Origin of the sequence: Coleofasciculus sp. E1-EBD-02, from assembly GCF_040218245.1 — a bacterium.
In the GTDB taxonomy this organism is placed as follows: Bacteria; Cyanobacteriota; Cyanobacteriia; order Cyanobacteriales; family Coleofasciculaceae; genus Coleofasciculus.
In genome coordinates this window covers 31,187-43,570 of record NZ_JAVJQN010000016.1, presented here as the reverse complement: position 1 = coordinate 43,570, position 12,384 = coordinate 31,187, and the positions used below count along the sequence as shown (strand labels likewise).

At 45.0% G+C, this 12,384-nt stretch carries 8 protein-coding genes; 4 read left to right on the top strand and 4 right to left on the bottom strand.

Annotation, left to right across the window (positions count from 1 at the left end; all coding sequences use genetic code 11):
* Positions 1 to 147 precede the first annotated feature (147 nt).
* A complete protein-coding gene (locus RIC07_RS02550) occupies positions 148 to 1,518 on the top strand; it encodes an ATP-binding protein (protein ID WP_446393145.1) in 1,371 nt (456 codons plus the stop codon).
* A 99-nt stretch (positions 1,519 to 1,617) separates the two neighbouring features.
* Positions 1,618 to 6,441: a WD40 domain-containing protein gene (locus RIC07_RS02545; RefSeq protein WP_446393144.1), complete on the top strand. Its 4,824-nt coding sequence runs from the start codon at positions 1,618 to 1,620 to the stop codon at positions 6,439 to 6,441.
* Between the two features lie 136 nt (positions 6,442 to 6,577).
* Here RIC07_RS02545 and RIC07_RS02540 read toward each other — a convergent pair whose 3' ends face one another.
* On the bottom strand, positions 6,578 to 7,213 hold the full coding sequence (locus RIC07_RS02540; protein ID WP_446393143.1) for a type I restriction endonuclease: 636 nt from the start codon (positions 7,211 to 7,213) through the stop codon (positions 6,578 to 6,580).
* Between the two features lie 555 nt (positions 7,214 to 7,768).
* Between RIC07_RS02540 and RIC07_RS02535 the strand changes: the two genes are divergently transcribed.
* Entirely contained in the window at positions 7,769 to 7,978 is a 210-nt protein-coding gene (locus tag RIC07_RS02535; protein WP_446393142.1) for a hypothetical protein, read from the top strand.
* Here RIC07_RS02535 and RIC07_RS02530 read toward each other — a convergent pair.
* The 3 genes from RIC07_RS02530 to RIC07_RS02520 form a co-directional block, all read right to left on the bottom strand.
* Entirely contained in the window at positions 7,970 to 8,803 is an 834-nt protein-coding gene (locus RIC07_RS02530; protein ID WP_446393141.1) for a hypothetical protein, read from the bottom strand. The two genes, RIC07_RS02535 and RIC07_RS02530, sit on opposite strands and share 9 nt — an antisense overlap.
* 1 nt (position 8,804) lies before the next feature.
* Positions 8,805 to 10,175, bottom strand: a complete 1,371-nt coding sequence (locus tag RIC07_RS02525) for a GNAT family N-acetyltransferase (RefSeq protein WP_446393140.1) — start codon at positions 10,173 to 10,175, stop codon at positions 8,805 to 8,807.
* Positions 10,176 to 10,379: 204 nt separating this feature from the next.
* On the bottom strand, positions 10,380 to 10,532 hold the full coding sequence (locus tag RIC07_RS02520; protein WP_446393139.1) for a hypothetical protein: 153 nt from the start codon (positions 10,530 to 10,532) through the stop codon (positions 10,380 to 10,382).
* 169 nt (positions 10,533 to 10,701) lie between these two features.
* Between RIC07_RS02520 and RIC07_RS02515 the strand changes: the two genes are divergently transcribed.
* Positions 10,702 to 12,384, top strand: a complete 1,683-nt coding sequence (locus RIC07_RS02515) for a hypothetical protein (protein ID WP_446393138.1) — start codon at positions 10,702 to 10,704, stop codon at positions 12,382 to 12,384.

The window sequence follows — 12,384 nt, the reverse complement described above, 5'->3', positions numbered from 1 at the left end:
AGACCTAGCCGACTCCATCTCTACCGCCTGATTCTGGTATTGCCCAGCAACTGACAGATTGTAGTGCTACACTTCAGTGAAGACAATTACTCAGGGCTAGAACAAACAGAGTCAACACTAGGAATAGGCTGGAGAGTCAGGCAAACCATGACACTGAATTTAGCCAAATTTTACCGCGCATCCAACCCTAGCAAAACCCTCGATCTAAGTCAGTCTGAGGATCGACAGTATTATATTGATTTTTCTTCCGTGCGAGGAAATAATATCATCAAGGAACTGGGACGCACGATTAGCCGATTATCTCCCGATGAACCAACCTGTCAACTCTTTACCGGACATATTGGCTGTGGCAAATCCACAGAATTACTGCGCCTGAAAACCGAACTCGAACAGCAAGGCTTTCATGTCGTTTACTTTGAGTCCTCCCAGGACTTGGATATGGCAGATGTGGATATTAGCGATATTCTACTTGCGATCGCACGTCAGGTGAGTAACAGTCTCGAAGCCAGTCACCTCAACGTACAGCCTAGCCGTTTTCAACAGTTACTCCAAGGTGCAACTCAGATTTTGCAGGCGGAAGTTAAGGGAGTAAACGTTAAAGTCCCTAAGGTTGGGGATGTAGGGATGACAACTAAAAAAGAGGGCGAGTTTTCCTTGGCGCTGGGTATTGGTGAAATTACCGCTCAAGCGAAGAATAGTCCAGAAGTGCGTTCTTTATTGCGCCAACATTTAGAACCACGAGTCAATGGCATTTTAGACGCGATTAACAAGGAATTAATTGAACCCGCTATCCAGCAGTTAAAGCAGCAGGGGAAACAAGGATTAGTCGTCATTGTCGATAATCTTGACCGCATCGACAATAAACAAAAGCCGGGAGGACAACTGCAACCAGAATATTTATTTGTAGACCGAGGCGAACAGTTAAATCAATTAAACTGTCATGTTGTCTATACTATTCCCTTAGTTTTAGCCTTTTCCAATGCCTTAGGACGATTAACGAATCGTTTTGGCGTTGAGCCGAAAATATTGCCGATGGTGCGGGTGAAACAAAGGGATGGTACAACAGTTTGCCAGGAGGGAATGGCATTGCTGCGACAGATGGTATTAGCGAGGGCATTTCCAGAGGTTGAACCCCAAGAGCGATTGAGTTTGATTGCAGACGTATTTGATTGTTCGGAAACCTTAGACCGTCTCTGTTTAGTCAGTGGCGGTCATGTGCGAAACTTGCTGGTTTTATTATTTGCCTGTATCCAAAAAGATGACCCCCCTATCAGTAAGGATTGTTTAGAAAATGTAATTTGTCAGCGACGGAATGATTTATGTTTGGCAATTACCCCCGATGAGTGGGAATTACTGCAACAAGTTGAACAAAACAAAACCGTTAGAGGTGAGAATGGATATCAAGTCCTCCTGCGGAGTTTGTTTGTATTTGAATATCGAGATCAGCAAGGGTGTTGGTTTGACATTAACCCCATCTTAGCCGATCGCTTCGCTCTAGGACATGGTTTGGAATTGTAGGGGCGGGAATGACAAATGACAAATGACAAATGACAAATGACAAATGACAAATGACAAATGACAAATGACAAATGACAAATGACAAATGACAAATGACAAATGACAAATGACAAATCCTTAAAAACGCTGATTCGTGCCATCCAATTGTCTCAAGGTGAATTCTCACTCATTCTAGCGCGTTGTAATTATTTCACCGGGCAAAAGCAGATCACACAGCAGTTGCAAGAACAATGTCCTCTTGATATTCAAGAACTAATTCTCCAGCCATCCGTCACCCGACTTTACTCAACCATTACTGAACATATTTCCTATTCAAATTCAACGGTTCAGATCCCCGACTTCTTGAAGAAGTCGGGGATCTCGTCTGCAACTGATAAGCGATACCCTAATGCTCTTGTTGTACTCGGGTTAGACTCTATAACCCATCTGGATCAACTGCTAACCACCACCAACCAAATTCGGGAAGAATTTCGTAAATTGCCCTTTCCCTTAATCCTGTGGGTAACCGATAACCTACGGCGAAAACTGATTCGGTTAGTCCCCGATTTTGAAAGTTGGGCAACCCAAGTCGAGTTTGCGATCGCGACCCAAGATCTAATCGATAGAATTCACCAAACGGCTGATACAATCTTTACTGAGGTTTTAAATGCAGGGGCGGGTCGATTTCTGGATAACGCTGTGTTTACGATCGCTGTGGGTTCCCGTCGGGGTTGTGAATTAGAATCGGCGCTGAATGATTTGCACCGTCGGGGCGAACCCTTGACACCAGACGTTGAGGCAAAACTGCACTTTCTCCTGGGTAGAGATGCTCCGGCTAATCAGGACATGGAAAAAGCCCGTCAGTATTATCAACAAAGTCTGGCATTTTGGCAACAGGGGGATTACCCGGAACAACAGGGCTGTTTATTATTTTATCTGGGCTTATGGTGGCGGTGTTATGCGGTTTTGCATCGGGCTGACTATGGGCGATCGTGTTATCGGGCAAAGGATTATTTTCAGCGCTGTGTGCGTGTGTTTCAACAGGGGAATCGTCCGGATTTAGCCGCCCGGTTTATTAATCCCTTGGGAGAAGTGTTAATTCGGTTGCAGGAGTGGCAGGAATTAGAAGAGGTTGCCCAAACCGCCGTTAATCTGCATCAAAACTATTTAGATAGCACTCATCTGTATGCCGGGTATGCTGATGCCCTTTTAGCTGAAGTCGCCCTCGCCAGAGGCGCTTGGAGTGATGCCAAAGAGTATGCTGAATCAGCCCGACAAACGAATAATCAGCAATCCGTTATTGACTTAGCTTCCCAGCATAATCACACCCATTGGGCTTGGGCATGGCAACACTATCAAAGTTTATATTTATTGTTACTGGCAAAAGCCCAACGTCATCTTGACGAGACGGCTGAAGCGATTCAAAATCTAGAGACGGCTAAAAACCAGAGTCTACCCGACTATGACCCCCAACTTTATATTGATATCTTAAAAGAATTGCGCGGACTCTACTTTGAACGGGATGATTATCTGAAATCCTTTGCCCTCAAATTAGAGCAACGTTCGATTGAAGCGCAGTATGGGTTCCGTCCGTTTGTTGGTGCTGGACGTTTAAAACCGATCAAAGGAGTGATTAATTCGTCTATTGATTCCATTTATCCCCAAGTCAGAACCCAAGACCGAATTACTGCATCGGGGCGGCGTCAAGATCTGCAAGAATTAAGGACAAGGCTGAGTGAACCCTGCCATAAATTGACGGTCATGCATGGTCAATCAGGCGTGGGCAAAAGTTCACTATTATCGGCGGGATTAGTCCCCGATTTGAAACAGCATCCAGTGGGCGATCGCCATGCCTTACCTGTGACGCTACGAGTTTACACCAATTGGGTCAATGAATTGGGGATTAAGTTAGCGGAGGCATTAAAAGAAAGGGGAATTGAAGCAAGAGGTTTATCTGATGAAAGCCTATCTTTTTCCAGGAAATCCGGAGAATCAGTAAAGACACTCGATGTGATTCTGGAAACCTTGGGCAAAAATGGCGATCGCCATCTGATTACGGTGTTAATTTTTGACCAATTTGAAGAATTCTTCTTTAATTGTAATCATATAGCTACTCGGCAAGAGTTTTATAAGTTCTTAGAAGTTTGTCTAACTATCCCCTATCTGAAAATCATTATTGCTTTACGGGAAGATTATTTACATTATCTCCTAGAATTTGAACGATTAGCGAATTTAGAGGAGTTTCAGCAGAATATTCTGGATAAAAATATCCGCTATTACCTCGGTGACTTTTCACCCGAACGAGCAAAATCTGTGATTCGGGAATTAACCGAGCGATCGCAGTTTTATTTAGAACCCGCCCTCATCGATGAAGTTGTCCAAGATTTAGCCGGTGATGTGGGGAAAGTTCGTCCGATTGAGTTGCAGGTGGTGGGGGCGCAACTGCAAACCTATAACATCACAAAGTTACATCAATATCGCCAACTTTTGGATCATCCCAAAGAAACCCTAGCCCAGCGTTTTCTGGAAGAAGTGGTTGTGGATTGTGGGGCGAAGAATGAACAACTTGCCCAACTGATTTTGTATTTACTCACCTATGAAAATGGCACACGTCCCCTCAAAACCCGCGCTGAGTTGGCAGCCGATTTAGACGCCTGGGGATTTCCAGCCGGAATCCAGCAACTAAATTTGGTGTTACATATTTTAGTCGGTTCAGGGATAGTCTTTTTAGTCCCCGATTACCCCGTCAATCGTTATCAGTTATTTCACGATTATTTAGTTGACTTCATTCGCCAGAAGCAAGCCCCCGGCTTATTAGCCGAATTAGCTGAGGCAAAAGAGAAGCAAAAGTTAACCGAAGCCCAACTCAGGCAGGCACTCAAAGAGAAAGAAGAGGCATTAACTCACGAACAACAGGCACGTAGGCGGACAGAAATTGCCGAAATTGAAACCCTAAGTTCGTTGGCTCAAGCCATGTTTCTGTGCCATGACCAACTGGGGGCATTAGTCACCAGCGTCAAGGCAGGTCAAAAGTTAAAGTATATCAATGCGCCAGGGACGATAAAAACGCGAACCTTGTGTACACTCTGGCACGTCATCTACTCCATGAAAGAATGTAATCGCTTCCAGGGACATAGCGGTGGGGTTTGGAGTGTTAGCTTTAGTCCCGATGGTCAAACCCTTGCTTCAGCCAGCACGGATGGAACCGTCAAACTTTGGCGTCTTGATGGTACAATTCTGCACACGTTTGAGGGGCATCGCGGTATGGTGAGGAGTGTCAGTTTTAGTCCCAATGGTCAAACCCTTGCTTCAGCCAGTACAGATGGAACCGTAAAACTTTGGCGTCTTGATGGTACAATCCTGCACACGTTTGAGGGGCATCGTGATTGGGTGAGGAGTGTCACGTTTAGTCCCGATGGTCAGCTAATTGCCTCAGCCAGTGGTGACGGGACGGTAAAATTATGGGGTATTGATGGCAAACTTATCCGCACATTGAACGGGCATACGGATTGGGTCAATAGCGTTAATTTTAGCCCCGATGGTCAACTGATTGTCTCAACCAGTCATGACCGCACCGTTAAACTTTGGCGTTTAGATGGCAGCGTGATTCAAACCTTTAAAAAACACAACGGCGGGATTAATAGCATTAGTTTCAGTCCCGATGGTCAACTGATTGCCTCAGCGAGTCATGACCGTACCGTTAACGTGTGGCGTTTAGATGGCACAACGGTGCAAACGTTCCAGGAACATAGTGATGGGGTTTATAGTGTTAATTTCAGTCCCGATGGTCAAATACTCACCTCAGCTAGCAGCGACGGCACCGTGAAACTCTGGCGTCTTGATGGTACGATTGTGCAAACCTTTCAAGGGTATAGCAGTTGGTTGTGGAGTATTAGTTTTAGTCCTGATAATCGTACCCTTGCCTCAGCTAGTACGGATGGTACAGTGAAACTTTGGCGCACAAATAGCACTGTTGTTCAAACGTTTCACGACCATAGTGATGGCGTCAATAGTGTTAGTTTCAGTCCCGATGGTCAACGGATTGCCTCAGCTAGCGGTGATGGCACGGTAAAACTCCGGCATTTAGATGACACAGACGTACAAACCTTTGCGGGACACAGGGATTGGGTGAGTAGTGTCAGTTTCAGTCCCGATGGTCAGATGCTGGCTTCGGCGAGTCATGATGGTACGGTAAAACTCTGGGGTTTAGATGGCAGAGTGGTTCAAACGTTTAAAGGACATAGTGGTTTGGTTAAGAGTGTTAGTTTTAGCGCCGATGGTCAAACCCTTGCCTCTGCTAGCACCGACTGTACCGTCCAAGTTTGGCGTCGAGATGGCAAAGTGATGCAAATCTTTGCAGGACATAGCGGTGGAGTCAATAGCGTCAGCTTTAGTCCGGATGGTCAAACCCTGGTTTCCGCCAGTCGTGACGGTACGATGAAACGTTGGCGTACTGACGGCACAATTGTGCAAGAGTTTGAACGCCAGGGCAATTGGGTAAATAGCGCTAGTTTTAGTCCCAATGGTCAAATCATTGCTTCGGCAAACGGGGATGGCACTGTGAAACTCTGGCGTTTAGATGGCACACTGATGCAAACGTTTCAGGGACATGGCAATTGGGTGAATAGTGTCAGCTTTAGCCCCGATGGTCAAACCATTGCTTCAGCCAGTGGTGATGGTACGGTAAAATTATGGCGGATAGATGGTATCGAACTACAAACGTTTCAAGGACATGGCAATTGGGTGTACAGTGTTAGTTTTAGTCCCGATGGTCAAACCATTGCCTCTGCTAGCCGTGATGGAACAGTAAAGGTGATGACTTGGAATTTGGCGCTAGATGATTTACTCAGACAGGGTTGTAACTGGTTGCGTGATTATCTCACAACTAATCCTAATGTCAGTGAGAGCGATAGAAATCTGTGTGATGACATTTATTGTCAATAAGCAAGAGGAGGCGATTGAAATCGCTGCTACACAAACAAAGTCCGCAAGGTAAGGACTAGGTTATAACCAGGGTAGCTAACCCGGATTTAGTACAATCAGGTGCGATCGCACGAACCTGAAACCTTCTTTTGCCATTTCACAGCTTAGTACTGTTCACGACTTCCCCTAACCGCTTCAAGACACCTAACACCGTATATAAATCATTTCCGGGATTAATCAGCGAGAAAAGCCGGGACAAACCATATCGCGGCGAGTCTGGCTGCATGAGTTTGAGATACACAAATTCACTGCCATTGGTGATAAATCCAAATAGAGGTTCCCTGATAATCGGACTATTCATCATATAGAACAACGCTTGGGGAATTCCCTCTAAAACATTAAGCTGCTTGCGCTTCGCCTCAATAACTGTAACCCATAACGTTTGATGTAAAACCAGCACATCAATCCTTCCCCAGAGGGTTTCTGCCTCATCCTCAAACACGATTTCCACTGGCTTTTCTGCCACAGGACGAAACGGATAGCTATAAAAGTTAGCGACGGATAGCAATGGAGACAGTACCACCATTTTCACAATCTCTTCATGCATGGGATACTCTGCCAAATAGAGAAAATTCGCCTTAACCCGATCAAGCCATTGCTTTTCAGCATCAGTGGCTTGGGGTAAATCATCCTGCCATTCTGGAAAGAACTGTTCATCCTCCACTTGCTGAAGGTTAAATTTGGCTTTGACATCGTGTAAGGTTAGTTCGCTGGCTTGGATGACTTGTGCCATAACTATCCAAATTCATGGTTAGGGTTAATGTCAAATTATATAGCAATTCCCTATTCCTAAAACACTGATTGCACGGATTTAGAGGAACGTTAGAGGTGGGGAGTGGCAGGTTAGTCACACTGATTTCACAGACAGGTTAGTTCTGGCTGGCAAAGGATGATAAAGATGATTCGATGGTTGGGGAGATTATTTAGTTTTCTGTGTCAATCTGTGTCCCTCAGTATTCAGTGTTCTCGAAACAGCCATCCCTTCTGTGTAATCTGTGTTTTTGTCAAGGCTTGGTAATGATTTTTATTATAAGTTTAACAAAATACTTATGTCCAAGGGGACATTGGGCATGAGGTGAAAACCATGAATTATACAAAGTTCCACGAAAATTCAAGGGGTTTAGCGACGCCTAAATTAATTTAGCCTACAAAATACCCACCATAGATAGTATACCTGAAAATCGTACAATCACCTCACAATCGCCGTAACCCTTGAAAATTCGTAGATTATTTCGGAACTGGGGCAAAAAACGAGCAATTATGACGTTTTGTTGCGATGGGAATCTGATTGGAAAAATTAAACCGTTATGGGGGAAAGAATAGTTTGAATTATCATAACTTGACAAATTTAGCCGAAACGACATTGAGTCAAGCTAAGGAAATGTCAGTAGTAAAGGATACAGAAAGGGCAAAGTGGGATGTCGTGAAAGTCGTTATCGCCAGGAGTGCGATCGCTCTTGGGCAGGCTCTGATTCGTCCAAAGTCCCAATTAAAGTAATTGACTCCATTCCGGAGATTGAGTCAACATCACCCATTGCCCGTAACCGCCTTCATAGCCATAGTCAAAGAAACCGCCTTGATCGTAATCATAGGTACGTTTAGTATTATCTAGAGTGCTATCTAATCCACTCGGATCTAACACCAACATTTGACAAAGCTGTTCTTGAATTTCTGGTCGCAAGAAAATCTTAGAACCATAGGTTCGTTGCAGTTGTTGATAGGTTTTGTCTACTGCCTTGAGCAATAAAGGAGCGGCGCAGAAGTAGCGACGGCTAAAGTGTTCAGATTTTCCTTCTGATGCGATTACCGTTGGTGATAAGCCGCGTAACCAGTTGAGTACACCGGTGACACTACTGTCACTAAAGGCGATTTCACTAGCAGGCAGTTCAAATTTATGGGCAGCGGCTGCAATCACTTCTCCAACTAAGGATTTTTTCTCCGTAGGTGATAACACAACTTCTTTTCGCAACCAGAGTTGCTGCACAATAGTCGCATAAGCATAGGAGAATCGTTTGTCAGGTTTTTCTCGATGTAGGTGATAAAGTTGTAAATGAAAAAAATCACCCAGTAGGTCAGGATTTGACTGTTGGATATGAGCTGCGATTTTGCCGAATGGGGTTAATTCAGGTGGATTGGTTTTAGAAAGGATGGAAAGGTTCCGCAAGAAGGGGAAGATGAGTTTTTTTAACACGGTAACTCCTATGTTACAGGTTGCCGCTAATTCTTCGATATCATTTTCCTGATGGTTAAAAAACTCAAGAATTGCCGCTACTCTTTCTAAGGTTGTATTCTGTTGGAGGTGTAACGTTAATCTCTTTCCCATTTTAGCCTGCCAATGTGTCTAACCACGCCGTAAGATTGTGCATGATTCGGCAGTTACGGCTTGTTCTTAATTCTTCAATCCTTTGACAAAAATAACACGAATGATTGGTCAAGTTTTTGATCTGTTCTAAGCCAATTTTTGTCGTCTCAAAGCCACGTCTTTTAGTCAGTTGGATTTGAGCGGTATTGGGGAAAAATACGGCACCAAACCCTCCGGCTTTCCACCAGGTTGTACTATCTAATGTATGGGGGATTAGTTTATGGGAGCGGAGACGATTAAAACTACTTGGACCACCGATGCCAAAACAGTGAACGTTCATTCTATGTTCACTAGCGATATCGAGAACCGTTGAGAAGATGGCTAAACTTTCTTGGGAGAGCATATTCACACTGCTGTTCGGACCAGAGGTTCCCCAAGAGCCAAAGCCGACTGTCGTAATGCCTGTCTGGTTATATGTTTCCAGACAACGGTTGATTTGCTCTGGTGTACGTCCATGTACAGGTGCGATCGCGCGTTCTTGGATGTATGCGGGCATTGCCTGGAAAAATCGAGTGCAATGGTAGAGTGTTTCTCGGACTTTGTATTCCACAATCTGATCGGAATCCGTTGAGATCGGTACAATGTCTGGCAATACATATCCATCTGCCCACTGATTATCGCGATACAATTTGTCTAATTGATCTAATAATTTCTCATAAGTTATTTTCCCTTGCTGCACCTGATAAGCGCCACAATCAAGCCAGATTTCTTGAATTCGCCCCTTGTCTTTTTCGTGGCGCAAATACGTCATTGTCGAAGCTGGACAAGCTAGGGGTGAAGTGAGAACGTCTTGAAATGGATTACGCGGATCACCACCGATATCCCAAAGTTCAAAAAGACGCTTTATATCGGAACCTCCAGCACTCAGAGATGCGACAAATTTAGGATGGCTTGGTGTCGCCTCTGGCAGTTTCTTTTCCCAAACAACTAGAGGGCGATGCTTACCGGGTTCGATCGCCACTCGAGTGAAGCCTAATCGCCAGTAAAAACCATTCGCCTCTGAATCGAGGGGACATTTAAGGCGCAATGTTTCCATACTACAGGTGCGGCTATGTTCCTCCCACAGAGTAACCAGAGAACGCCCCACCCCTTGTCGGCGATATTCCGGGGAAACACAAAGATGATAAAGCGTAGAAATATTATCGCGCCGATGATGAAAGTGCAAAAACCCCTGAAGACAACAGAGAATTTCATCGGAGTTGATCGCAGCCGCTAGAGTTGCCCGATTGACAAAGCCTAGTTCTTGCCGATGGGCATCTGCCAGGGCTTTAATCCGGGGCAAGTCTTCTACTTTCGCCAATCCAACCATTGACTCTAGGGATTTAGTCGGCACGCCTACCTCACGTAAACAACAGAATTGGGCAAATTTAGCCGTTGCTGCTATGTCAATTTAACACGCTGGGTTCGTCGTTGCGCTGTCTTCGCCAAAAAATTCGGTGTTATCGTTGTTCAAATCTTGAGCTAGAATTCATAATAGAAACAACTAGACTCTGATTTTTGCCGTCCCCATGAGTTAACAGAGTTCAACGACCCTGATTTACTTCGTTGAAATCAGGGATTGCCAGGTACAGGACTGGCGACGTAAGCGTTGAATAGACCACCGAGCCGTCAACTGATACACACCCCCAAATACTTCCCCAGTTTGGGTTCCATGTAAGCTTACTTGTTTAAGCGCTTTAAGAGAGGACATTCTGTTGACGGTGGTCGAGGGGACAGACAACTCACACGAGAGGCTTATACCCATGATTCGTGTACCAGTTTGATCACCAGACGGTGAACCATTTGATTATTGCTTGGGGTAGGACTCTACCGTGATTAAGAGTAACCCGCCTTGGGCAAGTCAATAGGGACAATCAGTTATGGCAAATTACACTGAATGGAACCAAGCGTTAATATCTTACTTCCTCAAAGGGGTGCCACGGGGAAGCAAGATTTATCTGAGCGTTGATGACGATGTACTTGCTCGAATGGGTCAAGGCTTTTTTTTAACCCTTTCTGGCTCGGATAATTGGAGTGATGACTTTCAGGAGGCGATCAGAAAAGCCGTTATTGTTGACAAACAGGTTAATCTGAATCCTATCCAAGGACGAGATGAAAACGATAGTCCTAATTGTGTGGCTTTTCTCGGAGCCTGCGTTTTAACCGCCTACCGAATGGCGAATGAAGAAGAAATTTCTCAATTGAATTACTTCAAACGACTGCGAGAAATTTTGCCTCTCCCAGGTTCTCTGCGTCCACAGGGCATGAAATCGGGTAAAGAGGCAGAAGAACCCCTGTGGAAAGCTTGGAATTATTGGCTATGGGAGCAGGGATTTCAGCCTTCTGCTTACCCAGGAAGGGGACCACAAAAATATATTAACTATCCTATCTCTCAATGTTTACTGCGACAGGCTGACAAAGATAAGCTGCAAGTTTTATTTGCCACCAAACAATGGACGGTTCCGTGGGATGCTCAGACACTGTTGACTCAGATTCGTCGTGAATCCCTTTCCCATCATTTACGGGAATTGGTAATGGAAAATAAACAACGGACGGAAATCGTTGCCGAAGTCATTCATGAGGTGTATCAGCAGTGGCAAGTTCAAGGGTGTCCCGCAACACCGAATAAGGTTGGTCGTACCTGGAGTCCCAATCTTTTTGCTGGATTGTATCGCACCGAAGACCCTTTCTTGGGTCAAGTTGACTATTATCTTTATCCCAAGCAACAACGAGGGCGACAATTAGAATTGGTACAGGTTGAGTATGAAAACAGGACTCAAGCCTTAAGTGAAGAGCGTCCCGGATGGTACTTACCTATCGGTAATCCGCTCAGGGTAGATGACTTAGAACAGGGACTCAGGTGTTCAGTGGTTTCTCCGCCTGAACTCGATCAACTTATCCTTCCCGCTCGTGATTTTTGGCTACTGATTCCTGATGCCGAAAATCCCGACTCCGGCGTTTATGCGTCTTGGGGAACGCCAGAATTGGGTACACCTTTTATCTTACTTTGTAAGCAGGAACTGTTGAACGATATTTACCGTTTGCGGGATGAGCGTTTGTTGGCATGGAGTGGTGAACCTGAACCGATTGCGGAGAATTCAAATTGGGTAGAACTGATTCAATGTTTGGTTACATCTCAAGCCTATGATGGGGTGTTTATTGATAACCAAACCCTCAAAGATGCGTTGCAGCCGAATGTCCGGTTATCTATTAGCTTCTCTGGTGGTTTGCGGGTTCCCAATCAACGCGGATGGTTGGCGGGACATCCTCCTCATGTTACCGTTTTTGGCTTTGCTCCAAGGGTTGAACTTGAGGTGAAAAGCTTGCTGGATGAGCAAGTCGTCTTGACGCGATCGCAGAAAACGAACCACCCCCTATCTTTGGAGTTACCAGGAACGGGATTGTATTTAGTTAGAGCGACTTATGGGAAGGAGTCAGCAGAGCGATTGGTGAGAATTTTGGACTGGAACAGTCTGGAAATTTCTGAACCAGAACGTCGGGAATTTATGAATATTGGAGATAAATATTCCATTTGTGGCAGTATGATTCTGCCCATTCCTTGA

What these genes read in the sequence shown, in the direction of transcription:
- RIC07_RS02550 (WP_446393145.1), top strand. Translation starts at nt 148, where the DNA reads ATGACACTGAATTTAGCCAAATTTTACCGCGCATCCAACCCTAGCAAA.
- RIC07_RS02545 (WP_446393144.1), top strand. Translation starts at nt 1,618, where the DNA reads ATGACAAATGACAAATCCTTAAAAACGCTGATTCGTGCCATCCAATTG.
- RIC07_RS02540 (WP_446393143.1), bottom strand. Translation starts at nt 7,213, where the DNA reads ATGGCACAAGTCATCCAAGCCAGCGAACTAACCTTACACGATGTCAAA.
- RIC07_RS02530 (WP_446393141.1), bottom strand. Translation starts at nt 8,803, where the DNA reads ATGGGAAAGAGATTAACGTTACACCTCCAACAGAATACAACCTTAGAA.
- RIC07_RS02520 (WP_446393139.1), bottom strand. Translation starts at nt 10,532, where the DNA reads ATGTCCTCTCTTAAAGCGCTTAAACAAGTAAGCTTACATGGAACCCAA.
- RIC07_RS02515 (WP_446393138.1), top strand. Translation starts at nt 10,702, where the DNA reads ATGGCAAATTACACTGAATGGAACCAAGCGTTAATATCTTACTTCCTC.